Here is a 22,802-nt window from a genome sequence, read left to right as displayed (position 1 = left end):
CCAGAATGATGTTGCTTTCGGCCACGCTGCTGCTGTTGAACAATCCGGTCGCCACCGCGACGTCTCCGGTGGCGGCTCGGCCGCGCCCTATCCAGTGCAGCGACGATTGTATTTCGCCCGTCGAGGCGGTCACCTTTGCGTCCTATCTGGCCCCAAAGGCGGGGATCGCCGGGACGTTCCGGATGGAGGTAAAGGCGGTCGGTGAGCAGAAGGGCTTCTACTACCTCAATTCCGAAGCCGATTATCGCGACCGCAATTGCCTGACCATCGCCATGCCGGCGGCGGTAATGGCCGAATTGGCCGGTGGCCAAGGGCTGGCAGCGGCGGAAAAGCGCTTCACGGGCCAAACCGTGCTGGTCCGCGGCGTCGCGCAGCGCGTGAAGATCGGCTTCTTCGGCGACGACGGAAAGCCGACCGACAAATATTACTATCAGGTCCAGGTACGGATCGGGCAGGCCGAGCAGCTTTCAGTAACGCGGGCTGGCCTGTCGGATGACCGGTCCTTGGCGCAGCCTTCCGGAGCCGTTCGCAGCGGACCTTGACTCATCGCGTGGGGTCAGCGATATTAGTTTCAATTGAAACTAGATGGGAATTGATCATGGCCGACCTGTTCGACAATCCGCTGGGCCTCGACGGTTTTGAATTCGTCGAATTCTCTGCACCTGAAAAGGGCATTCTCGAACCGGTTTTTCAGGCGATGGGCTTTACCCAGATCGCGCATCACCGCTCCAAAGACGTCCAGTTGTGGCGCCAGGGCGGCATCAACCTGATCGCCAATTACGAACCCAAATCGCCCGCCGCCTATTTCGCCGCCGAGCACGGGCCGTCGGCGTGCGGCATGGGCTGGCGCGTCCGCGATGCCGCCAAAGCCTATGCCGAAGCCATCGAACGCGGCGCCGAGCCGGTCGAGACGACCCCCGGCCCGATGGAACTGCGCCTGCCGGCGATCCGCGGCATCGGTGGCTCGATCATCTATCTGATCGACCGTTACGGCGACGACCTCAGCATCTACGACATCGATTTTATCTATGAAGAGGGCGTCGATCGCCACCCCGTCGGCGCCGGGATGCAGCTGATCGATCACCTGACCCACAATGTCTATGGCGGCCGCATGGCGCATTGGGCGGCCTTCTACGAACGTATCGCGGGCTTCCGCGAAATCCGTTATTTCGACATCAAGGGCGAATATACCGGCCTGACGTCAAAGGCGATGACCGCCCCCGACGGCAAGATCCGTATCCCGCTCAACGAGGAAGGTGCGGGCGGCAAGGGGCAGATCGAGGAATATCTGCGCGCCTATAATGGCGAGGGCATCCAGCATATCGCCTTCAGCTGTGACGATCTTTACGCCGCGTGGGACAGGCTGAAAGCGCTCGGCAACCCGTTCGCGCCGTCGCCGCCGGCAACCTATTACGAGATGCTCGATGAGCGCCTGCCGGGACATGGCGAGCCGGTCGAAGAACTCCAGTCGCGCGGTATCCTGCTCGATGGCTCGACCGAAGATGGCGACCCGCGCCTGCTGCTCCAGATTTTCGGCCAGACGGTGATCGGCCCGGTGTTCTTCGAATTCATCCAGCGCAAGAAGGATGAAGGCTTTGGCGAGGGCAATTTCACCGCCTTGTTCAAATCGATGGAAATGGACCAGATCCGCCGCGGCGCGCTGGAAATCAAAGAACCCGCTTGATTTGTTTGCCGTAGCCCTGAGCCTGTCGAAGGGCGCTTATCGCCGATAGGCGCCTTCGACAGGCTCAGGGCTACGGTGAAAGGCGAGCGCAGCACAAATGGAGTTGGGTAAAATGACCAGTCAGTCTCCCATCAAATTGGGCGGTGTCCACCACGCCGCCTATCGCTGCAAGGATGCGAAAGAGACGGTCGAGTGGTACGAACGCATGCTCGGCATGACCTACACCACTGCCTTTGCCGAGGATCATGTCCCGTCGACCGGCGAATATGATCCGTACATGCACGTCTTCCTCGACGCGGGGAACGGCAACATCCTCGCCTTTTTCGAGCTTCCCAACCAGCCGGTGATGGGGCGCGACGAGAATACCCCGGCGTGGGTCCAGCATCTGGCGTTCAAGGTCGGCAGCTATGACGAATTGGTGGCGGCCAAGGCGCATCTGGAAAGCGAAGGCGTCGACGTGCTCGGCCCGACGCATCACGGCATTTTCAAGTCGATCTATTTCTTCGACCCCAACGGCCACCGCGTCGAACTGGCGTGCGATATCGGCACCGACGAACAATATGCCGAACTGAAACGCGTCGCGCCGCTGATGCTCGAGGAATGGAGCCAGACGAAGAAAGCCCCGCGACACGCCGACTGGCTGCACACCGCCGCGAACGAATGAGCCGACCTCTCTCGCCCGTTCGTATCGAGCGAAGTCGAGATACGCGATGACGCGCACAAACGCGGCGTGTCTCGACTTCGCTCGACACGAACGGAGTATTTGAGCGCCGCGCTAGCTGCGCTAGCCGTGGCTCGTTCGCGCCGCGCTCAGAAGTTTCGCGAAAAACTGACCAGGTCGGCATCGGGGTCGCCGTCGCCGCAGATCAGCCCGCGCAACATCTGCGCGGCCATCATCGAAAAAGTGATGCCGTTGCCGCCGTAGCCCATCGCGGCGTAGCAGTTTGGCATCCGCGGGATGCGTCCGATCGTCGGCGTCCCGGTCCGGCTGTCGCCAAAGCTGCCCGCCCAGGCATGCACCGGCGTCGCGTCGATCATCGGCAGCAGCGCGCCGAGCTTGCGCGACAGGGTCGCGGTTTTGGCGGCGATCTTCTCATCGCGTTCGTCCGCGTCGCTGATCTCTTCATCCTCGCCGCCGCAGATCACCTCGCCCGCCGGCGTGGTGCGGATGTAGAGATAGGGGTCGGCGGCCTCCCAGATCATTGCCGCGGTCGGCCAGATCGCGCGCGGCTGCGGCTTGGTGGCGATCGACCAGCTGGAAATGATCTTGTTCCCCTTGCGCGGGATGCCCTTCAGCATCTCGTACCCCGTCGCGACAATCAGCGTGCGCGCCCGGATTTCTTGCCCGTCGGCGCTCTGCAGTGTCACGCCGCTCTCGCTCGGCACGACGTCGCAAATGTCGACCGGGCTGTAGATTCGCGCCCCGCGCCCGATCGCGACATTCAGATACCCCGCCGCCATCTGGCGCGGATCGGCCGAATAATTGCCGAAGCCGATGATCGCGTGCCGCCCCTTGATGCCATAGCGACCCTGCACCGCGGCGGGCTTCAGCAGCTCGATCTCGAACCCCGCGCGCCGCCGCGCCTCGGCCTCGCGCGCCAAGCCCTCGGCATCGAGCACATTGCCGTGCAGATAGATCGACCCGCGCGTCGCGGCGTCGACTCTCAGCCCCAAGCGCTCGGTCCGCTCGCGCAGCGCGTCGACCGACTGGCGCGAGCGGCGCCACAGTCGCTCGGCGCGGTCACGCCCGATCTGCTCAGCCAACAGCGACAGCGGCGTGTCGATTTCATATTGCAGCATCGCGGTCGATGCGGCGGTCGATCCGTCGAGCGGGCCGCGACGATCGAAGACGACGACTTTTAGTCCCGCTTCGGTCAGGGTTTCGGCGATCAGCGCTCCCGAAATCCCCGCCCCGATGATCGCGACGTCGCAGCGGATGTCGCGCGTCAATGGCTGGGTCGGAACATGCGGGCGCCGCCGCGCTGACCAGATCGACTGGCCTGTGCGCAGATCGCGGTGGCGGGTGGCCGACGCCTGGTTCCTGCGCGCGGGGGTATTGGTCATGGGATGCTCCGTGCTGCGGCCGACGCGGCAACCCCCTAATCCCTGGCGCGCCGCCGGGTTGCACGCCGTCTCGCTTTAGCGGCGCTGGATGCTTTCCCACGTCGCGCCGCTGCACGCGTCGGTGCTCTTGTCGCCGTCACCCGAAAGCAGCCCGACCACGACAAAGCCGCCGATGACCAGCGCGACGAAGGCGGTCGTCACCATGCCGAGATATTTCTCGATGAATGCCTTGATCGGCGCGCCGAAGACGCGGAACAGGATGCCGACGGCCATGAAGATCATGCCGCGCCCGACGATGCTCGCCCCGATGAAGGTCGCGAGGTCCATGGCAGTAAAGCCCGCGGTCAGCGTCATCAGCTTGAACGGGATCGGCGTGGCGCCCGCGATGATGATCGCCTCCGCGTCATATTGGTTGAGGAAGCACACCGCGACGGGGAATTTCTCGGTCAGTCCCAGCGCGCCGAGCAACCACAAGCCGATGCTTTCATAGAGGAAATAGCCGATGGCGTAGCCGAACAGCCCGCCGAGTACCGATCCGATGGTGCAGATTGCGGCATAGCGCACCGCGCGCTTGGGATCGGCGAGGCACATCAGCCCCAGCACCGGATGCGGCGGGATGGGAAAGAAGCTCGATTCGACGAAGGCGATGGCGAACAGCCACCATTGGGCATGGCTGTGCGACGCCTTGGCGATCGTCCAGTTGTAGAGATGGGCGAGCATGCTGCGCGCAGTGGGGCGCGCCGTCGGGTCGATCTGAATAGCCATTTATGCGCCTCTCGATCAGTGCCGGAAGTGGCGCATGCCGGTGAACACCATCGCGAGCCCCGCCGCGTTCGCCGCGGCGATCACCTCATCGTCGCGGATCGACCCGCCCGGCTGGATCACGCAGGTTGCGCCGGCCTCGACCGCCGCCAGCAAGCCATCGGCAAAGGGGAAAAAGGCGTCGCTCGCGACCGCGCTGCCGACGGTGCGCGGCTCGGCCCAGCCATGGCTTTCCGCCGCCTCGCGCGCCTTCACTGCGGCGATGCGCGCGCTGTCGCGGCGGTTCATCTGCCCGGCGCCGATGCCTGCGGTCGACCCGCCCTTGGCATAGACGATCGCGTTCGATTTCACATGCTTGGCGATCGTCCAAGCGAACAGCGCGTCGGTGAGTTCCTCGTCGGTCGGCGCGCGGTCGGTGACGATTTTCAATTCGTCGCGGCTGATCCGGCCATTGTCGCGGCTCTGCGCCAGCCAGCCGCCGGTGATCCCCTTCAGCATCAGCCCACCGCGCGATGGATCGGGCAACTCGCCGGTGAGCAGCAGGCGGAGATTCTTCTTCTTCGCAAACACCGCGCGCGCGTCGGCATCGGCGTCGGGCGCGCAGACGACTTCGGTGAAAATACCGCTGATCAGCTCCGCCGTCGCGCCGTCGAGCGGCCGGTTGACCGCGATGATCCCGCCGAACGCCGACACATCGTCACATTTCAGCGCCGCGTCATAGGCTTCGGCGATCGTCGCCGCGCTCGCGACCCCGCACGGGTTGGCGTGCTTGACGATGACGCAGGTCGGATCGGCGTCGCGGAATTCGGCGACGAGTTCGAGCGCTGCGTCGGCGTCGTTGATATTATTGTACGAAAGCTCCTTGCCCTGCACCTGTTCGGCGCCGGCAATCCCGCGCGGTCCGGGGACCGCCGGAATATAGAGCGCCGCCTTCTGGTGCGGATTTTCGCCGTAGCGCAATTCGCTGGCGAGCTTCGCGGTCAGCGGCAGCGTGTCGGGGAAAGTCTTGCCCTGATCGACGATCGCGAACCAGCGCGCGATGGCGCTGTCGTAGCTTGCGGTGTGGGCAAAGGCGGTCGCGGCAAGGCGCTTGCGCAGCGCGAGCGTGGTCGCACCGCCATTGGCGTCCAACTCTTCGATCACCGCGGCATAATCTTCAGGCTCGGTAACGATGCCGACGAATGCGTGGTTCTTCGCCGATGATCGCACCATCGCGGGGCCGCCGATGTCGATATTCTCGATGACGGTGTCGCGATCGGCGCCCGATGCGACCGTCTGAAGGAAGGGGTAAAGGTTGACGACCACCAGATCGATCGCACCGATGCCATGTTCCTCCATCGACGCGACATGCGCGGCGTCGTCGCGCACCGCGAGGATGCCGCCGTGCACGGTCGGGTGCAGCGTCTTGACCCGGCCGTCCATCATCTCGGGGAAACCGGTGAGATCCGCCACGTCGAGCACATTATGCCCCGCCTCGCGCAACGCCTTCGCGGTGCCGCCGGTCGATACCAGTTCGACGCCATGCTTGACGAGCGCGGCGGCAAGCTCGGCGAGCCCCGCCTTGTCGCTGACGGACAAGAGGGCGCGGCGGACGGGAATCAGGTCGGTCATGGAAAGGGCGGCCTTTGCAGGAAGGGAAAGACGCGGCTCCCCTAGGCGCGAAGGGCGGTCAGGGCAAGTGCGACCACCGGTTAACGGGCCGTATGCTCCCGCGAAGGCGGGAGCACATCATCTGTGCGTGCGACCTTGAACCGGCCGGAGATGGGTCAGTATCGGGTTGAACATGCCCCGCATGTTCAAGGATCGTCCGGGGGACGACCCGACCCGATGCTCCTTCGCGGGGACACTGAATTTTTCAAGCAGCGAAGGCTACAGCCCCAGCGCCGCCGCGATCTGGTCCCAGCGTACCAGCTTGAAATTCTGGGCACGCGGCTCGTTATGCCCGTCCTGTGCGAGGAAAAGCCCGTCCGGGAAAGCGGCGCCAAAATTGCCCGCGGCTGCCTCGATCCCGTCGGTCTCGCTCACCGCGCCGAAGGGGCCTGCGGCGACCGCGAAACGCCCGGCATAGTCCATCGACGGCAGCTTGAAGACCGCAAAGGCGTTGTCGCCCTGGCTCGACACGAGCAGGTAGCGCTGCCCCTTGTGGTCGATCGTCGCCAGTCCCTCGACATCGGCGACGAGGCGCTGGTTGTCGACCGGCGCGACCATCGTCGCAGTCGCCGCCTTGCCGTTCGGCTCGAGCCGCCACACACCGGCATCTTCCTCCCCGACATAGAGCGTGTCGCCGTCGAAAACACAGCCTTCGGACTGGGTCGGGATCTTGTGCTCCCACTCGACCGTGAAGGTCGGCGTGCCGTTCACCGCCAGCGTGCCGACGCGCACCGTGCCATCCTTGACGATCAGCGCGGCCGTGATCGGCGCGCCCGGCGCGGTCCGTTTCAGGCAGAGGCCATAGGCTTCGCCGCTGCCCGCCGCGGCGCGGCCCAGCGGGGTGATCGCGGGCTTGTCGGCGTCGAGGCGGAATAGCGCGAGATGCGCGCTCACCCCGTCGTTGCGGTCGCTCGCGACGATGATGTCGCCGACGACATCGACATTGTTGACGAGACCCGCCTGCGTGAAGGCGATGTCCTTGCCGCTAAGGTCATAGACGTGCAGCCCCGCCTTCTTGTCGGTTGCGACGATCAGCGCGCGGTTCGGGTTGGTGGGGTCGACCCACACCGCCGGGTCGTCGGCGGCATCGGCGCGGCCGGTTCCGACCGGCGCGGTCTCGGCGCTCGCGGTCACCTGCACTGGCGGCAGGCCGTTGATCGCAGGCTGGCTAGCCGCGCATCCGGCGAGCGCGATCGCAAAAGCGAACGAAGACAAAAGCTTCGCATGATGGATGGCCGACATCGTCTTTCCCCTGATTGCGGACGCGCCGCAGCGCGGTTGGCCGCGCCCCGTTCCAGCAAAGTTGCGCTGCGTCAATCCCACAATATTTCCGTCACTTAACTGTCATGCAAACGTCATGATGCTCGTCGCAAACTGTCACAGGACCACCCTAGAGGCCCGGCAACCACAAAGGGGGCTCGACCAACATGATTCGTATTTTCAGCCTGCATTCCGCCGCCGCGCTTGCGCTCGCAACCGCCATGATCGCTGCGCCCGCCGCCGCGCAGGATATGGCGCCGATCCAGAATGCCGACGGCACGATCACCACGTCGCAGGACATCGTCGTGCTGGGCAGCATCGGGTACCGCAACCGCAGCGAGGATCAGGCCGAACCCGTGCTGTCCTATGACAGCGAATTTTTCCAGCGGTTCGAACCGCTGACCGCGGGCGACGCACTGAAGCGCGTGCCGTCGGTGACCTTCCTGTCCGACGTGATCGAAAGCGACGGGGCGCGCCTGCGCGGGCTGCCGCCCGGCTACACCCAGATATTGATCAACGGCGAAAAGGTGCCGGGATCGAACGCCGACCGCAGTTTTTTCCTTGATCGCATCCCCGCCGAGCTGATCGACCGTGTCGAAATCGTCCGCTCGTCGTCGGCGCGCCGCACCGGCGACGCGGTTGCGGGCACGCTCAACATCAAGCTGCGCGACGGCTATGAACTCGACGGCGGTTACCTGCGCGCCGGCGGGCTTTATTATGACGACAAGGAGCTCGAACCCAGTGTCGGCGGCGTGATCGGCGGCGCGCTCGGGCCGGGGCGTTTCCTGATCGGCGGCAATTTCCAGGGGCGCCACAATCCCAAGAAGAAATTCTCGCTGCGCTATGACGAGTCGCCCGAAAATGACCCTAACTTCGCCACCAACAATTTCCAGAATCGCGAAGACCAGGTCGATACGCGCGACGGCAAGGATTATTCGTTCAACGCGACCTATGACATCAAGGGCGATACAACCGATTTCTCGCTGAACGGCTTTTACGTCCACACCGATCGCACCGAAACTGAGCGCAGCTTTGAATATAATCACCCGACCAACATCAACGGCCCGATCCGCGCGACGCCGCCGGGCAATCTGACCGTCGACAATGCCAATATCGCGACGATTGACCAGGACAATTACAGCGTCAATGGCAAGCTCGCACACCGCTGGTCGGCGGGCGAAACGAGCCTGAAGGTTGGTTACGCCTATTTCGACGAAGATCGGTTCGAAACCGAATATGAGGTCGAATTCGACCGCGCGCTGCCGCGCTTTACCGGCGACCAGACGCTGACCGGCATCACCGACAAGGAATTTTCGGTCAGAGTCGAGCATGAAATCGCGCTGGGGGAAGACACCAAGCTGCTGTTCGGCGGCCTGTGGCAGGACAAGGACCGATCAACCGCGATTACCGAGGCACCACGCGACCGCTATAATCTGACCGCGGCCAATCGGCAGGGTTATGACCAGTTCACCCGCAATCCGACCGAATTTGTTCGTCCCTTCGGCACTTTTGTCCCGGCGGTTGGCGGGATCAACACGATCGAAGAAAAGCGTCTCGACGGCTTTATTCTGGTCGAGGGCGACATGCCGGGGGTCAAATGGGAAGCGGGGGTACGCTATGAAACCACCGACCTCACCATCGTTGATCTGACCCCGCCCGCAACGCGCATCGACAATGACTACGAAAAGCTGCTCCCATCGGCATCGGTCAAGATCGACGTCGGCGCCCGCGGCCGCGTCACCGCATCGATCGCGCGCACCAGCCGCCGTCCCGAATTCAACTTCATTTCGCCGGCGCAGCTCGACGCCGAGCTCGGCGACAATGACTTGCTCGGCAATCCCTTGCTCGATCCTGAAACCGCATGGGGCGTTGATCTGGGCTTCGAACAGCGCCTCGGCCGCGCCGGCATCGCCGGGATCAACGTCTTTTATCGCAAGGTGAACGACCTCATCGAGCTGACGAACACCGGCGTCACCGGGTCGGAAGGTGCGGGCACCTTTGTGTACCAGCCGCAGAATATCGGCGATGGCAAGGTGTGGGGGATCGAATTCGACCTGTCGACCGACCTTGGCTTCGTCGGCCTGCCCGACACCGGGGTGTTCGGCAATATCTCGTGGCTCGACAGCAAGATCATCGACGAATTCGGCAAGCGCCGCTTCAACGGCCAGAGCGAATATGTGTATAATTTCGGGGTGATCCAGGACATCCCCTCGGTCGGCGCGGCTTTCGGCGCCACCTATCGCAAACAGGGCGGCGCGTTCGACCGCACCGTCGGCGAAGAGGTATTCACCAGCTATGGCGCCGACCTCGAAATCTTCGTCGAAAAGCGTTTTGGTAAAAGCTTCACGATCCGCGCCGTAGGTTCGAACCTGCTCAACGGTGCCAAGCGCGAGACGTTCAACAAATTCACCACGATTGGCGATCAGAAATCACGCGGTCCCGGTGAATTCGACGAATATGAGCTCGAAAGCGAAAAGGCCGGTCCGGTGTTCCAGCTGATGGCGCGCTACGCTTTCTAACGCTTCGGTGACCGGCGCTCAGTCCCTGGGGCGCCGGTTGCTGGTCAATCCTCCCTGTCGCGAAGCGATGGGGAGGTGGCAGCGGCGAAGCCGCTGACGGAGGGGCAAGGACGCGAGGTCGCTGCCCCTCCACCATTCTTCGGATGGTCCCCCTCCTCACCGCTTCGCGGCAGGGAGGATCTGTCGTAAGCTCGCAGCCTACCCGATATGCTTGAAAATCCACCCGATGCTGACGCCGCCCGCGGGCGCGGTGCCGGTGACGACCAGCTGCTCGGTCGGGTGCGGGCGGCCTTCGCCGTCGACCCACAGGCTCTGTTCGACGTCGAGCGCGCCCTCGGAAGTGCGGAATTGCCACAGCGGGCCGCCGTTGATCCGCAGCAGCGCGCCCAATTTATCGGCGGTCAGGCTGGCCGAGATGTTGCGCCCTAAGTGAAAGCGCAGTGCGAACCCCTTGTCGCCCTTGCGCCGGGTGCGCGGGGCGGGAAGCAGCATGTCCTCGCCGCGCAGCTCGCGGCCATTGGGTGACAGGATCAGCAGGCGGCGGTGGATCAGCCCGTGGCGCCGGGCATAGCCGTCGTGGCTCATTTCGACGCGGCTGCCCTGCGGCGTCTCGCGCCGGTCGAGCTCGACTTCGGTCACGCCCTTGCCGAGCGTGCCATTCGCCAGGATCGCGGTCGAATTGCTGTCGGCCAGGATCAGGGTCGAATGGGCGGCGGTGGTGCGCAGACCGCGCGCCAGATCGGCGGGGATCGTCGCGCCGGTCAGCGCTGCGCCGCCGCAGTTGACGACGATGCGTTCGTCGCCATCGCTGAGTTCAAACGCCAGCGTCGATGCGCAGCCCGCCTCCGTGACGCGCGCGATCGGCGGCGGCGCTGCATCGGCGAGCAGCACGACCTTGTTGGCGACCAGCCGCTGATAGCCCCAGTCACGCGCCTGTTTCAGCGGCCGGGTGCGCACCCCGCTCGCGGCGACGATCGCCTGCACATGCGCAGCCGACGTCGCGCCGCTGCCCTGCCAGCTGCCCATGCCGCCGTCGCTGTGGAGCAGCCCGAGCAGCGCCGGGACCGCGCGCGCCAGCACTTCCTGGATAAACGGCGGTACTTCCATCCGGCGCATGTCATAAACCTTGGCGAGCATCGCCAGCGCCATCACCGCGTCGAGCTGTGCCTGCGGCGAGCGCGAGATATTGCCGCCATCGGCGTAGAAGCTCGTCTCGAGCACCTTGCGCAGCCCCGCCTCACCGAACACTTGCCGCGGCTCGCCGCCGGGCATCAGCAGCGATGCGGCGACGATCCCGACCCACGCAACCATCTGCCCCGTACCCGGGCGCGTCTTGTCGGCGACGCGGTCGAGGTGCCGCGCGGCGCGCGCGAGGTGGTTCAGCACCGCGGAACGATAGACGAGGTCGCTCGACGACAGGATCAGCGGCGCATGGCACGCCCAGAACAGGATGCGCCAGGCGGTGTTGTCGGCCTTCCATGCCGGTTCGCTGACCGTCTCGCCGTGTGTGCCCAGCCAGTGGCGCACGACCGCCTCGGCGATCGGCACTCCGTCGGCGCGCGTGCCGGTGGCGGCGAGATCGCGCAGCCAGGCAAAGCTGTGCAGATAATCGGCAAAGGTCGGCGCAACGTCGAGCGCGGCAAAATCCAGCTCGCCGAGCGGCAGCTTCAGCCCGCGGTGCAGGAAGTGGCCGGCGCGGATCGCCGTCCCGGCGCGGGTGTCGCCCGGGACCGGGTCGACGGGAACGCCCAGCAGTTTGAGCGGAAAGCGGCCCTTCAGGCGAAAGGCGTGCAAGGGCGTGCGCCAGGTCAGCCGGGTGATCGCATTGGCGACGCGGTCGCCGAGCGACAGCCCCTTGTCGGCGGGCAGGCGGATCAGCCGCTTGCCGGGCTCGATCGAATCGTCGATCGGCGGCGCGTCGTCAGCCTGATCGAGCGGCGGGTCGGCAGGGGCCGAATTTAACGGTCTCCCCTCCATCGCTCAGTCCTCGCCGCGCAGCCGCCGGATGTTGCCCGCATAGGCATCGGGCCCGCCCTTGAAGGTCGCGGTGCCCGCGACCAGCACGTCGGCGCCCGCCGCGATTGCCAGCGGTGCGGTGCCCGCGTCGATCCCGCCATCGACCTCCAGCCGGATGTCGCGGCCGCTCTTGTCGATCATCTTGCGCACCGCTTCGATCTTGCGCAGCTGGCTGGTGATAAAGCTCTGCCCGCCAAAGCCCGGATTGACGCTCATGATCAGCACCAGGTCGATATCGTCGATCAGATAGTCGAGCATCTTGGCCGGGGTTGCCGGGTTCAGCGACACGCCTGCCTGTTTGCCCAGCGATTTGATGTGCTGGATGCTGCGATGGATATGTGGCCCCGCCTCGGGGTGGACGGTGATGATGTCGGCGCCCGCCGCGGCAAAGGCGTCGAGGAAATGATCGACCGGGCTGATCATCAGATGGACGTCGAAGGGCAGGGCGCTATGCGGACGCAGCGCCTTCACCACCGCCGGGCCGATCGTCAGATTGGGGACAAAATGGCCGTCCATGACATCGATATGCACCCAGTCCGCACCCGCCGCCTCGATCGCGCGCACTTCCTGTCCCAGCGCGGCGAAATCGGCGCTCAGGATCGACGGGGCGATGCGGACGGGGGCGGGCGTACTAGTCATCACCATCGGCCTTAACCATCAACCCCTTGGGGGGCAAGCGGGGTCGCGGCGCTAGCGGTGGAAAAGCTTGTTGGGGCGTCAGCGATCCTCCCCCAACGGGGGAGGGGGACCACCCGAAGGGTGGTGGAGGGGCACAGGCGGTTTACGTCGCGCTAGACTTGGTGAGCGATATTTCCCGGCAATCTAACGGCGGAGCACTGTTTCGGCGTCAAGGCAAACCGATGGTGCCCCTCCACCAGCTTCGCTGGTCCCCCTCCCCGTTCCGGGGAGGATTTGGCATCCGCTCCCTACCCCAAAAGCCGCCGTCGCCTCGGCCAAACTCACCGCCAGCGCCACCCGCCTTCGGTCCTGGCGCGATAGATCGGCATCGGCGCCAGCCCCGCGACGATGACCGCGATGGTCATCGCCACAGGTCGGCCCTGTAGCGCGACCGCTACCCCCATGATCAACGCGATATGCAGCGCCAGCAAAAACCAGCCCTGCCAGACGATCGGCATCCCGGTGCCATAGCCGCGGCGTTTGGCGCGGAACCACGGCCCTTCGCGCAGGAACATATGCATCATGATCCGCTCTCCTCTTTCGGCGGTCGTCCGCGCCGTGGCGGCGCAGCGACCTTGGGGCTGACCCCGCGCCGCGCCAGCGCCTCGCGCAGCAGCATCTCAATCTCGGCATTGGCGCTGCGCAGCTCGTCCGCCGCCAGCCGCTCGATCGCCGCGTAAAGCGCGGGATCGAGGCGGAGGGCAAAGGCCTTTTTGGCGGACGCGGGCATCGACTAAAGCACCGGCAGGCTCAGTAGAGCGATCCGGCGTTCACCACCGGCTGGGTGTCGCGTTCGCCGCACAGCACGACCATCAGGTTCGATACCATCACCGCCTTGCGTTCGTCGTCCAGGTCGACAACCTGCTTTTCGGACAATTGGGTCAGCGCCATCTCGACCATCGTCACCGCGCCCTCGACCAGTTTCTTGCGCGCCGCGATCACCGCTTCGGCCTGCTGTCGGCGCAGCATCGCGCCGGCGATTTCCTGAGCGTAGGCGAGGTGCGTCAGGCCGCATTCGTCGACGGTAATCCCGGCGACTTCCAGCCGCTCGATCAGCGCCTTGCGCAGCTCGACCCCAACCTCGTCATGGTTGCCGCGCAGCGTGATTTCCTGATGTTCGATGTCGTCATAGGGATAGCGCGAGCCGATCGAGCGCACCGCAGCCTCGATTTGCGCCATCACGAACTCCTTGTAATCGTCGACGTCGAACAGCGCCTGCGCGGTGTCGGTGACGCGCCACACGACCTGCGCCGCCATCTCGATCGGGTTGCCGCGCAGATCGTTGACCTTGATCTTGTCCGAGATGACGTTGTTCGCGCGCACCGCAATCTTCTTGCGCGTCAGCCACGGCAGCACCCAGCGCAGCCCTTCCTCGCGGTCGGTGCCCTTGTAGGCGCCGAACAGCTGGATCGCCGCGGCTTCATTGGGATTGATCAGGTAAAAGCCGCACAGGATCAGGAAACCGACGACCGCGGACACCGCCACGATCACCCATTTCCAAGCGAGCTGAAATTCGGCGGTCGCATTGCTGATCCCCGCCCACAGGGCCAGGCCGAGCAACAGCACCCAGACCAGCAGCATCAGATAACCGCTCTGCGTCAGCGCGCGCGTCTCGCGGCTGCGGTTCAGCGCCGGTGTCCCTCCTTCAACCATCTTACCCTCCGATTCGATATAAAGATGATATCATATTTATATCGTTTTGGGTGGTGGTCAATCGGAATCGGATGGGGAGGGGGCGGCGTCTGCTTTGGGGTGGCGAGCGGACGGAGCGCTCCTCCCCGGAACGGGGAGGGGGACCAGCGAAGCTGGTGGAGGGGCACCATCGGTTTGCCTGGCCGCCGAAGTCGTGCTCCATTGCTACGTTCCCGGAACGCTTGGCTCTTCTCGCCCAGCGCCGCGTAAACCGCCGGTGCCCCTCCACCACCCTTCGGGTGGTCCCCCTCCCCCATTGGGGGAGGATCGGCTATGTCCGCAACCGTTCGTTTCCCGCCATTCGTCACCCCGGCGCGCCAGGCAAACAAAGGGGGCCATAAAGACCCCCTTTGCCTCCCCGGTTTTGTCCAGATCAGTCGGTCGGAAAGCCGCGCTTTTTCAGCAGCGCCGACACGTCCGGATCACGTCCGCGGAAAGCGCGGTACGCTTCGGCGCGGTCGGTTTCGTTGCCGGTCATCAGCAATATCGTGCGGAACTTGTCGGCCACGGTGCGATCCCACGGGCCGCCCGCTTCCATGAACGCCGCCCAGGTGTCGGCGTCCATCGTTTCCGACCAGAGGTAGCTGTAATAGCCCGCCGAATAGGCGTCGCTCGAAAACAGATGCCCGAATTGCGGCAGGCGGTGGCGCATCACGATTTCGCGCGGCATACCCATCGCGGCCAGCGTCTCGCGTTCGAACTTGTCGACGTCGGTCGGCGGTACCTTGCGATCGTGCAGCTTCATGTCGACGATCGCGCTGGCCAGATATTCGACCGTTTCAAAGCCCTGGTTGAACTTGCCCGACGCCTCGATCTTGTCGAGCAGCGCCTGCGGCATCGGCGCCCCCGTCTTATAGTGCGTCGCGAACTTCGACAGCACCTCGGGGGTCATCAGCCAATTTTCATTCACCTGGCTTGGATATTCGACAAAGTCGCGCGGCACCCCGGCGAGCGCGGGATAGTTGATGTCATAGAGCAGGAAATGAATGCCGTGACCAAATTCGTGGAACAGCGTCGACGCGTCGTCGAGGCTGATCAGCGTCGGTTCGCCCTTCGCCGCTTCGGTGAAATTATTGTTGTTCGACGCCAGCACGTTGCGCGCGCCGCCCAGCTTTTGCTGGCTGCGATAGGTGGTCATCCACGCGCCCGACCGTTTGCCGTCGCGCGCAAAATTGTCGAGGTAGAAGACCCCGATATTCTTGCCTGACTTGAGGTTGTACACCTCGAACGTCCGCACCTTGGGGTCGAACACGGGGATCGTGCCGGTATTTTCGCGGAAGCCCATGTCATAGAGCTGCCCCGCCGACCAGAACATGCCGTCGACCAGCTTGTCGAGCTGGAGATAGGGTTTCACCTCGCTTTCATCGAGGTCGTATTTCGCTTTGCGGACCTTTTCCGAATAGAAGCGATAATCCCAGGGTTCGATGGTGATTTTCGGTCCCTTGCCAGCCTTGGCGTCCGCGTCGGCGATCGCCTGCATGTCGGCGACCTCTTCCTTCACCCGCGCCACCGCGGCGGGCCATACCTTCATCATCAATGCCATCGCATTTTCGGGGGTTTTGGCCATCGTGTCGGCCATCCGGTAATGCGCGTGGGTCGGGAACCCCAGCAGCTCGGCGCGTTGCTGGCGGAGTGCCAGGATTTCGGCGATCGTCTGATTGGTGTCGTTGGCATCGCCATTGTCGCCGCGGCTCACGAACGCCTTGTAGACTTTTTCGCGCAGCGCACGGTTGCTGGCATTTTGCAGCACCGGCTGCGCCGACGACCGCGTGTTCTTGATCGCCCACTGACCGGGCTTGCCATTGGCCTCGGCGGCGGCGGCAAGCGAGGCGATAAAGCCTGCGTCGAGTCCGGCGAGGTCGGCCTTGTTGGTGACAAAAGTGTACAGCTTCTCGTCGCCCAGCAGCTTCGACGAAAAGGCCGAGAACAGGCTTTCCAGCTTCGAATTGATCGCGACCAGCTTGCCCTTGTCGGCCGCCGACAGATTGGCGCCGTCGCGAACCATCTCGTCATAGGCGCGCTCGACGATCCGGATCTGCTGGGCATTGAGCCCGCTCGTCTGGCGCGCGTCGTACACCGCCTTGTAACGGGCGAACAGCTTGGGATCGAGGAACAGCTCGGTGTAGAAAGTGGTAAGCTTGGGGCTCCATTCGGCGTCGATATCCTCGACGCGGTCGTTCGACTTGTTCGACGTCTGCACGCCCCACAGCGCCGACACGCGCTCCATCGTCTCTCCCGCCAGCATCATCGGGACGTGGGTGTTCTCGAACGTCGGCGCTGCCGGATTGTCGATCACCGCCTGCACCTCGGCCTTCACCTCGGCCATCGCCCTGGTGAAGGCGTCGGGGAACAGTTCGGGGTCCATCTTGTCCCACGGCGGCACCCCTTCATAGGGGCCGGTCCATTCAGCCAGCATCGGGTTGGTGCTGACGGTGGTCGGGGCGGGCGCCGGGGCGCCGACGGGTTCGGCGGATGCGGTCATCGGTCGGTCCATATTGGTGCAACCCGCGAGCAGCGCGCTGGATGCGAGCAACAGCGACAGCGGGCGGCGGAAAGGAAGCGCGTGGCGCGGCATAGGTGAATCTCCCCGGGGAAACGGTTTCGGCGGAAACCATGTTGCGGACGTCTTAACCTTATGTGACGACGATGTGCAAGGTTGGCGGGCGGGGGCTGGTCGCACGTTTGCGTCGGCATTCGTTCACCGTAGCCCTGATCATCACTCCCCAAACAGCGTCGGCACCAACCCCGGCACCGCGACCCGAAACGCAAACACCCCGCCCGCATGCGGCTGGCCCAAGCGCTCCTCGTCGGACAAATTCTTGCCCGCGCTGGTGACAAAGGCGGTCTGCATGTCCGGTCCGCCGAACGCGATCATCGTCGGGCGCTGCACCGGCAGCTCGACGGTCTGGAGCAACTCGCCCGCGGGCGACAGGCGGACGACGCGCCACCCGTCCCAAAGTACCGACCAGTAACAGCCTTCGGCATCGACCGCCGCGCCATCGGGGCGACCGTTGCCGAACGGAAACTGGTGGAAGACGCGGCCATTGCCGAGCGTTCCGGTCACGGGGTCGACGTCAAAGGCACGGATCGCATGGGTCGGCGTGTCGGCATGATAGAATATGCGACCGTCGGGACTGAACGCCGCGCCGTTGCTGGTGGTGAGGCCGCCAAAGATTTCGGTCAGCGAACCGTCGGGATCGAGCCGATACAGCGTCGCGGCCGGATGCGCCTTGTCGCTGGTCAGGCTGCCGATCCAAAGTCGGCCCGCGGCATCGACACAGCCATCGTTGAAACGCTGTTCGGGTTTGTCGGCCAGCGCCGCCGGACCAAAGGGACGCGGCGCCGCACCCCACGCGTCGATCAGCGCGCAGCCATCCTCCAACGCCGCGACCAGCCCGCCGCCCGCGCGCGGGGCGACGCAGCCGACCTGCTGGTCCAGCTGCATCACCTCGTCCGCGCCGGTTGCGGGGTCGGTGCGGTGGATCGACCGTCCTTCAATATCGACCCAGTACAGACGCTGTTCGGCCACGCTCCAGCGCGGCGATTCGCCGAGCAGCGCGCCGGCATCGAGGAGGAGTTGGACCATGGCGCCTGTCGTAGCGCGGCGAGGGGGCGCTGCCCAGCGGCTGCAAACCTATTCGTCGCTCAGGCTATCCGTCGCTCCCGCGAAGGCGGGGGCCGCTGCAAGCCTTATGCGGCGCTGCCGCGTTAACCGACAGCGGCCCCCGCCTTCGCGGTAGCGACAAAAGAGTTTCCTGCCGTAACGTCTTTCTACTTGACGTGCACGTAAACGTAAGGTCTTTTGGCGACCGAAAAGTTGCGGTCGACTCCCCGCTTGCGTTCGGCCGCCGCAAGGGAAAGGAAAGCCATGTCGCTCGATACGTTGTCGCGCTCTGCCTACACCGACGATCATGAGGCGTTTCGCGCCACCGTCCGCCAGTTCCTGGAAAAGGAGGTCGCGCCCAACGCCGCGCAATGGGCCGAGGACGGCATCGTCCCCAAATCGATCTGGCCGAAAGCGGGCGAGCTGGGCATGCTATGTCCGACGGCCCCCGAGGAATATGGCGGGCTTGGCCTCGATTTTGGCTACAACGCGATCGTCGACGAAGAAAGCGCCTATTACGGCCGCGCTACCACCGGCTTCTCGCTCCAGTCGGACATCGTCACCAACTATATCGTCAAATATGGCAGCGAGGAGCAGAAGAAGCACTGGCTGCCCAAGATGGTCGCGGGCGAAGTCATTACCGCGATCGCGATGACCGAGCCCGGCACCGGCAGCGACCTGCAAGGGATGCGGACCACGGCGAAGAAGGATGGCAATCATTATGTCATCAACGGGTCGAAAACCTATATCACCAACGGCCAGAATGCCGACCTGATCCTCGTCTGCGTCAAGACCGACACCGAAGTGCAACCCGCGTGGAAGGGCGTGTCGATCGTCCTCGTCGAGGCCGACCGCGAAGGCTATGAGCGCGGCCGCAACCTCGACAAGATCGGGCAGGACGAGGCCGACACGTCGGAAATGTTCTTCAACGACGTGCGCGTGCCGATCACCAACTGCCTTGGCGAAGAGGGGCAAGGGTTTATCTATCTGATGAGCGAATTGCCGCAGGAACGCCTGTCGATTGCGGTGTCGGCGCAGGCGTCGGCGCAGCGCGCCTTCGACGACACGGTCGAGTTCACCCGCGAGCGCAAGGCGTTCGGCAAGCCGATCCTCGATTTCCAGAACAGCCGCTTCGTCCTCGCCGACCTCAAGGCGAAATTGCAGGTCGGCTGGGCGCACCTCGACTGGGCGCTGGCGCGGCACCTGAAAAAGGAACTGACCCCGGAGGAAGGCGCCGCGGCGAAGCTGTGGCACACCGACCTGCAGTGGGAGGTCATGGACAAATGCCTCCAGCTCCACGGCGGCGCGGGCTATATGAACGAATATCCGATCGCCCGCGCGTGGCGCGCCGCGCGCGTGACGCGCATCTTCGGCGGCACGAACGAGATTATGAAGGAACTGATCGGGCGGAAACTGTAATTTCCCCGCCCGCAAGCGGGAGGGGCAGCGAGACTTGGGAGCTTGCTCCCTAGTCGCAGCGGGGTGGGCTTCCTCACCCCCGGATGCTCGCTCCGCTCGCGCCCACCCCCAACTCCTCCCGCCTGCGGGAGGGGAGTGAAGTGAAAGGAACTCTCCAATGGCCACAGCCTATATTGTCGACGCCGTCCGCACCGCCGGCGGCAAGCGCGGCGGCAAGCTCGCCGGCGTCCACCCCGTCGATCTTGGCGCCGCAGTGTTCGACGCGATTGCCGACCGTAATGATTTCGACACGTCGAAGATCGACGACGTCATCACCGGCTGCGTTAGCCAGGGCGGCCAGCAGACGATGGACGTCGGCCGCAACGCCGTGCTCGCCTCGAAGCTGCCCGACTCGATCCCCGCGGTCACCATCGACCGCCAGTGCGGCTCGTCGCAGCAGGCGATCCAGTTCGCCGCGCAGGCGGTGATGTCGGGCACGCAGGACATCGTGCTTGCCAGCGGCATCGAAAGCATGACGCGCGTGCCGATGGGCAGCGTCGCGACGCTGTTCATGAAGGAAGGGCTCGGCCACTATAAATCGGAGCGGCTCGAGGAAAAATATCCCGGCATCATGTTCAGCCAGTTCATGGGCGCCGAAATGATCGTCAAGAAGCACGGGCTGACCAAGGCCGACCTCGACGCGTACGCGCTCGAAAGCCATCGCCGCGGCGCCGCCGCAACCGAAGCGGGCCATTTCAAGCGCGAGATCGTCGGGGTCGAGATCGACACCCCCGAAGGTCGCGAAATGCACCTCGTCGACGAGGGTATCCGCTTCGATGCGACGCTCGAGGGTATCGCGGGCGTCAAGCTGTTGCAGGAAGGCGGCGCGATCACCGCGGCGTCGGCCAGCCAGATCTGCGACGGCGCGAGCGCCGCGCTGGTCGTGTCCGAACAGGCGCTGAAGGATCATGGCCTGACCCCGCGCGCGCGCATCCATCACGTCTCGGTGACCGCGGGCGACCCGGTGATCATGCTCGAGGAGCCGCTGTTCGCGACCGAGCGCGCGCTCAAGAAGGCGGGCATGTCGATCGGCGACATCGACGCCTATGAAGTCAACGAGGCGTTCGCGCCGGTGCCGCTCGCCTGGCTCAAATATCTTGGCGCCGACCCCGCGCGGATCAACCAGCACGGCGGCGCGATCGCGCTCGGCCACCCGCTCGGCGCCAGCGGCACCAAGCTGATGGCGACTTTGCTCGGCGTGCTCGATGCCACCGGCGGCAAATATGGTCTCCAGACGATGTGCGAAGGCGGCGGTCAGGCCAACGTCACGATCATCGAACGGCTTTAGCCTCGCTTCGTGCTCCTGCGAATGCAGGAGCCCAGGGCGATGTGGCGCCGACGTTGCGTTCTGACGCCCTGGGTTCCGGCTTTCGCCGGAATGCACATCTATTTTTTGGAAAGGATGTCCTCATGAAACTCGATTCCACCGTATCCGCCGTCGTCACCGGCGGCGCCTCGGGCCTCGGCGCCGCGACCGCGCGCCTGCTCGCGTCAAAGGGCGTCAAGGTCGCGATCTTCGACCTGCAGGAAGAAAAGGGCAAAGCGCTCGCCGCCGAACTCGGCGGCGTGTTCTGCGAATGCAACGTCACCGACGACGCATCGGTCGACGCCGCCTTCGCCAAATCGCGCGAAGCGATCGGGCAGGAGCGTATCCTCGTCAATTGCGCCGGCACGGGCAACGCGATCAAGACCGCGAGCCGCAGCAAGGAAGACGGCAGCATCAAGCATTTCCCGCTCGATGCGTTCAACTGGATCATCCAGATCAACCTCGTCGGCACCTTCCGCTGCATCGCCAAGTCGGCGGCGGGCATGATGACGCTCGACCCGATGGAAGACGGCGAGCGCGGCGCGATCGTCAACACCGCGTCGGTCGCTGCGGAAGACGGCCAGATCGGCCAGGCGGCTTATTCGGCGTCGAAGGGCGGCGTCGTCGGCATGACGCTCCCCATCGCGCGCGACCTCGCGTCGGAAAATATCCGCGTCAACACGATCCTGCCGGGCATCTTCGACACCCCGCTGCTCGCGGGCGCGCCGCAGAATGTCCGCGACGCACTCGGCGCGTCGGTGCTCAACCCGAAGCGCCTCGGCAATCCGCCCGAATATGCGGCCCTGGCGCTGTGCATGATCGAGAACGGCTATTTCAACGGCGAGGACGTGCGCCTCGACGGCGGCATCCGCATGGGTCCGCGCTGATATGGCCAAACCGGAGAGCTGGCGGCTGAACGCCGCCAGCTACCCCGTCTGCACCGAATTCCAGACGCGCTTTCAGGATATGGACATCAACGGCCACCTCAACAATGTGGCCTTTGCAGCCTTGTTCGAAAGCGGGCGGGTGCTGCTCAACCGGCAGGTGCGTCCGCTCGGCGAGCGTCCGGCGAACGAACGCACGATGGTCGCCGCGGTCGAGATCAATTATCTGGCCGAGGGCAATTTCCCCGATCCGGTCGAGATCGCGACCGGCATCGGCCGCCTCGGCACCTCGAGCTGGACGATCGTCCAGGCGATGTTCCAGAACGGCCGCTGCATCGCGACGTGCGACACCGTGGTCGTGTGCCGCACCGCTGGTCAGGCCAAACCGCTGCGGGCGGAGATGGTCGCCGAACTGACCGCCAATCTGGTGACGCCGACCGAAACATGACACCGTAGCCCTGAGCCTGTCGAAGGGCGCTTCACCGAGAAGCGCCCTTCGACAGGCTCAGGGCTACGGTTAAACCTCAACCAAACGAACTCTAAATCGCCGTATCGCCCTCGGGCACCGACCGGATCAGGTCGCGGGCAAAGCCGATCAGCCCGATCTGTCGCCGCCGCTTCAATCGCTCAGCGCGCAGGATCGCCATCACTTCGCCATAACATTCGTCGACATTGTCATTGATCAGCACATAGTCATAACCGTCCCAGTGGCTGATCTCGTTCGCGGCGCGCGCCATCCGTGCGGCGATCACTTCGTCGCTGTCGGTCTTGCGCGCGCGCAGCCGCCGTTCGAGTTCCTCCATCGTCGGCGGCAGCACGAACACGCGAACCACGTCGGGGCCGGCCTCCTGATACAACTGCTGCGCGCCCTGCCAGTCGATGTCGAACAGCACGTCCTTGCCCGCCGCCAACAGCTCTTCGACCCGCGCCCGCGGGGTGCCATAACGGTGGCCGAACACATGCGCCCATTCCAGGAATTCGCCATCGGCCGCCATCTGCTTGAACGTCTCGGTGTCGACGAAATGATAATCCTTGCCGTCGACCTCGCCGGGCCGCGGTGGCCGCGTCGTCGCCGAAATCGACAGCGCGATGTCGGGGTCGACCCCCAGCATCTTTTTCGAAATGGTGGTCTTGCCCGCGCCCGACGGCGAGGAGAGGACGAACAACACGCCGCGGCGGTCGAGATGGACGCTTTCAGCCATGCGCGCTATTCGCCTGACGGACG

The 22,802-nt window shown here is 64.6% G+C and carries 20 protein-coding genes; 8 read left to right on the top strand and 12 right to left on the bottom strand.

The genetic code is table 11. The features are described 5' to 3' along the window. Positions 1–8 precede the first annotated feature (8 nt). From FFS18_RS07550 to FFS18_RS07540, 3 genes are all read left to right on the top strand, one after another. Positions 9–542, top strand: a complete 534-nt coding sequence (locus FFS18_RS07550) for a hypothetical protein (RefSeq protein ID WP_137870366.1) — start codon at positions 9–11, stop codon at positions 540–542. A 56-nt stretch (positions 543–598) separates the two neighbouring features. Continuing rightward, positions 599–1,684 carry a 4-hydroxyphenylpyruvate dioxygenase gene (gene hppD / locus FFS18_RS07545; protein WP_137870365.1) on the top strand — a complete coding sequence of 362 codons (1,086 nt, stop codon included), beginning with the start codon at positions 599–601 and terminating at the stop codon, positions 1,682–1,684. A 112-nt stretch (positions 1,685–1,796) separates the two neighbouring features. Next, on the top strand, positions 1,797–2,348 hold the full coding sequence (locus tag FFS18_RS07540; RefSeq protein ID WP_137870364.1) for a VOC family protein: 552 nt from the start codon (positions 1,797–1,799) through the stop codon (positions 2,346–2,348). A 146-nt stretch (positions 2,349–2,494) separates the two neighbouring features. On the opposite strand, the gene FFS18_RS07535 is transcribed toward FFS18_RS07540, so the two are convergent. The 4 genes from FFS18_RS07535 to FFS18_RS07520 form a co-directional block, all read right to left on the bottom strand. Next, positions 2,495–3,748: an NAD(P)/FAD-dependent oxidoreductase gene (locus FFS18_RS07535; protein ID WP_137870363.1), complete on the bottom strand. Its 1,254-nt coding sequence runs from the start codon at positions 3,746–3,748 to the stop codon at positions 2,495–2,497. 75 nt (positions 3,749–3,823) lie between these two features. Next, the gene (locus FFS18_RS07530) at positions 3,824–4,468 is read right to left on the bottom strand and encodes a YqaA family protein (RefSeq protein WP_137870386.1); all 645 of its coding nucleotides are present in this window, start codon (positions 4,466–4,468) and stop codon (positions 3,824–3,826) included. Between the two features lie 60 nt (positions 4,469–4,528). Then, positions 4,529–6,121, bottom strand: coding sequence for a bifunctional phosphoribosylaminoimidazolecarboxamide formyltransferase/IMP cyclohydrolase (gene purH, locus FFS18_RS07525; protein WP_137870362.1), 1,593 nt, complete (start codon positions 6,119–6,121; stop codon positions 4,529–4,531). 258 nt (positions 6,122–6,379) lie between these two features. Further along, positions 6,380–7,402: a phytase gene (locus tag FFS18_RS07520; protein WP_137870361.1), complete on the bottom strand. Its 1,023-nt coding sequence runs from the start codon at positions 7,400–7,402 to the stop codon at positions 6,380–6,382. A gap of 185 nt (positions 7,403–7,587) precedes the next feature. Between FFS18_RS07520 and FFS18_RS07515 the strand changes: the two genes are divergently transcribed. Next, positions 7,588–9,939 carry a TonB-dependent receptor plug domain-containing protein gene (locus tag FFS18_RS07515; protein WP_137870360.1) on the top strand — a complete coding sequence of 784 codons (2,352 nt, stop codon included), beginning with the start codon at positions 7,588–7,590 and terminating at the stop codon, positions 9,937–9,939. Between the two features lie 198 nt (positions 9,940–10,137). Here the strand turns inward: FFS18_RS07515 and FFS18_RS07510 are convergent, their stop codons facing one another. From FFS18_RS07510 to FFS18_RS07480, 7 genes are all read right to left on the bottom strand, one after another. Continuing rightward, positions 10,138–11,916, bottom strand: coding sequence for a heparinase II/III family protein (locus FFS18_RS07510; RefSeq protein ID WP_171005257.1), 1,779 nt, complete (start codon positions 11,914–11,916; stop codon positions 10,138–10,140). Positions 11,917–11,919: 3 nt separating this feature from the next. Next, entirely contained in the window at positions 11,920–12,594 is a 675-nt protein-coding gene (rpe, locus tag FFS18_RS07505; RefSeq protein WP_137870359.1) for a ribulose-phosphate 3-epimerase, read from the bottom strand. A gap of 320 nt (positions 12,595–12,914) precedes the next feature. After that, entirely contained in the window at positions 12,915–13,157 is a 243-nt protein-coding gene (locus FFS18_RS07500) for a hypothetical protein (protein WP_137870358.1), read from the bottom strand. Continuing rightward, complete coding sequence (locus FFS18_RS07495; RefSeq protein WP_137870357.1) at positions 13,154–13,363, bottom strand: type II toxin-antitoxin system antitoxin; 210 nt, start codon at positions 13,361–13,363, stop codon at positions 13,154–13,156. Before FFS18_RS07495 ends, FFS18_RS07500 begins: the two co-directional genes overlap by 4 nt. A 20-nt stretch (positions 13,364–13,383) precedes the next feature. Further along, entirely contained in the window at positions 13,384–14,286 is a 903-nt protein-coding gene (locus tag FFS18_RS07490; RefSeq protein WP_137870356.1) for an SPFH domain-containing protein, read from the bottom strand. Between the two features lie 412 nt (positions 14,287–14,698). Further along, on the bottom strand, positions 14,699–16,900 hold the full coding sequence (locus FFS18_RS07485; protein ID WP_137870355.1) for a M3 family metallopeptidase: 2,202 nt from the start codon (positions 16,898–16,900) through the stop codon (positions 14,699–14,701). A 141-nt stretch (positions 16,901–17,041) separates the two neighbouring features. Continuing rightward, entirely contained in the window at positions 17,042–17,911 is an 870-nt protein-coding gene (locus FFS18_RS07480) for an SMP-30/gluconolactonase/LRE family protein (RefSeq protein WP_137870354.1), read from the bottom strand. Between the two features lie 282 nt (positions 17,912–18,193). On the opposite strand from FFS18_RS07480, the gene FFS18_RS07475 reads away from it, so the two are divergent. The 4 genes from FFS18_RS07475 (at position 18,194) to FFS18_RS07460 (ending at position 22,025) form a co-directional block, all read left to right on the top strand. Continuing rightward, entirely contained in the window at positions 18,194–19,348 is a 1,155-nt protein-coding gene (locus FFS18_RS07475) for an acyl-CoA dehydrogenase family protein (protein WP_137870353.1), read from the top strand. A gap of 157 nt (positions 19,349–19,505) precedes the next feature. After that, positions 19,506–20,675: an acetyl-CoA C-acetyltransferase gene (locus FFS18_RS07470; protein ID WP_137870352.1), complete on the top strand. Its 1,170-nt coding sequence runs from the start codon at positions 19,506–19,508 to the stop codon at positions 20,673–20,675. Positions 20,676–20,797: 122 nt separating this feature from the next. After that, the gene (locus FFS18_RS07465; protein ID WP_137870351.1) at positions 20,798–21,580 is read left to right on the top strand and encodes an SDR family NAD(P)-dependent oxidoreductase; all 783 of its coding nucleotides are present in this window, start codon (positions 20,798–20,800) and stop codon (positions 21,578–21,580) included. Between the two features lies 1 nt (position 21,581). Then, positions 21,582–22,025 carry an acyl-CoA thioesterase gene (locus tag FFS18_RS07460; RefSeq protein WP_137870350.1) on the top strand — a complete coding sequence of 148 codons (444 nt, stop codon included), beginning with the start codon at positions 21,582–21,584 and terminating at the stop codon, positions 22,023–22,025. 91 nt (positions 22,026–22,116) lie between these two features. Here FFS18_RS07460 and gmk read toward each other — a convergent pair whose 3' ends face one another. Next, the gene (gene gmk / locus FFS18_RS07455; RefSeq protein ID WP_137870349.1) at positions 22,117–22,779 is read right to left on the bottom strand and encodes a guanylate kinase; all 663 of its coding nucleotides are present in this window, start codon (positions 22,777–22,779) and stop codon (positions 22,117–22,119) included. Positions 22,780–22,802 lie beyond the last annotated feature (23 nt).

The sequence above is a fragment of the Sphingopyxis sp. 2PD genome (assembly GCF_005503695.1).
Lineage (GTDB): Bacteria > Pseudomonadota > Alphaproteobacteria > Sphingomonadales > Sphingomonadaceae > Sphingopyxis.
The sequence above is the reverse complement of the archived record's forward strand: the minus strand, read 5'-3'. Positions and strand labels throughout refer to the sequence as shown.

Bases quoted from the DNA above. Each gene is read 5' to 3' on its own strand.
- FFS18_RS07550 (WP_137870366.1), top strand. From the start codon at position 9: ATGTTGCTTTCGGCCACGCTGCTGCTGTTGAACAATCCGGTCGCCACC.
- hppD (WP_137870365.1), top strand. From the start codon at position 599: ATGGCCGACCTGTTCGACAATCCGCTGGGCCTCGACGGTTTTGAATTC.
- FFS18_RS07540 (WP_137870364.1), top strand. From the start codon at position 1,797: ATGACCAGTCAGTCTCCCATCAAATTGGGCGGTGTCCACCACGCCGCC.
- FFS18_RS07535 (WP_137870363.1), bottom strand. From the start codon at position 3,748: ATGACCAATACCCCCGCGCGCAGGAACCAGGCGTCGGCCACCCGCCAC.
- FFS18_RS07530 (WP_137870386.1), bottom strand. From the start codon at position 4,468: ATGCTCGCCCATCTCTACAACTGGACGATCGCCAAGGCGTCGCACAGC.
- purH (WP_137870362.1), bottom strand. From the start codon at position 6,121: ATGACCGACCTGATTCCCGTCCGCCGCGCCCTCTTGTCCGTCAGCGAC.
- FFS18_RS07520 (WP_137870361.1), bottom strand. From the start codon at position 7,402: ATGTCGGCCATCCATCATGCGAAGCTTTTGTCTTCGTTCGCTTTTGCG.
- FFS18_RS07515 (WP_137870360.1), top strand. From the start codon at position 7,588: ATGATTCGTATTTTCAGCCTGCATTCCGCCGCCGCGCTTGCGCTCGCA.
- FFS18_RS07510 (WP_171005257.1), bottom strand. From the start codon at position 11,916: ATGGAGGGGAGACCGTTAAATTCGGCCCCTGCCGACCCGCCGCTCGAT.
- rpe (WP_137870359.1), bottom strand. From the start codon at position 12,594: ATGACTAGTACGCCCGCCCCCGTCCGCATCGCCCCGTCGATCCTGAGC.
- FFS18_RS07500 (WP_137870358.1), bottom strand. From the start codon at position 13,157: ATGATGCATATGTTCCTGCGCGAAGGGCCGTGGTTCCGCGCCAAACGC.
- FFS18_RS07495 (WP_137870357.1), bottom strand. From the start codon at position 13,363: ATGCCCGCGTCCGCCAAAAAGGCCTTTGCCCTCCGCCTCGATCCCGCG.
- FFS18_RS07490 (WP_137870356.1), bottom strand. From the start codon at position 14,286: ATGGTTGAAGGAGGGACACCGGCGCTGAACCGCAGCCGCGAGACGCGC.
- FFS18_RS07485 (WP_137870355.1), bottom strand. From the start codon at position 16,900: ATGCCGCGCCACGCGCTTCCTTTCCGCCGCCCGCTGTCGCTGTTGCTC.
- FFS18_RS07480 (WP_137870354.1), bottom strand. From the start codon at position 17,911: ATGGTCCAACTCCTCCTCGATGCCGGCGCGCTGCTCGGCGAATCGCCG.
- FFS18_RS07475 (WP_137870353.1), top strand. From the start codon at position 18,194: ATGTCGCTCGATACGTTGTCGCGCTCTGCCTACACCGACGATCATGAG.
- FFS18_RS07470 (WP_137870352.1), top strand. From the start codon at position 19,506: ATGGCCACAGCCTATATTGTCGACGCCGTCCGCACCGCCGGCGGCAAG.
- FFS18_RS07465 (WP_137870351.1), top strand. From the start codon at position 20,798: ATGAAACTCGATTCCACCGTATCCGCCGTCGTCACCGGCGGCGCCTCG.
- FFS18_RS07460 (WP_137870350.1), top strand. From the start codon at position 21,582: ATGGCCAAACCGGAGAGCTGGCGGCTGAACGCCGCCAGCTACCCCGTC.
- gmk (WP_137870349.1), bottom strand. From the start codon at position 22,779: ATGGCTGAAAGCGTCCATCTCGACCGCCGCGGCGTGTTGTTCGTCCTC.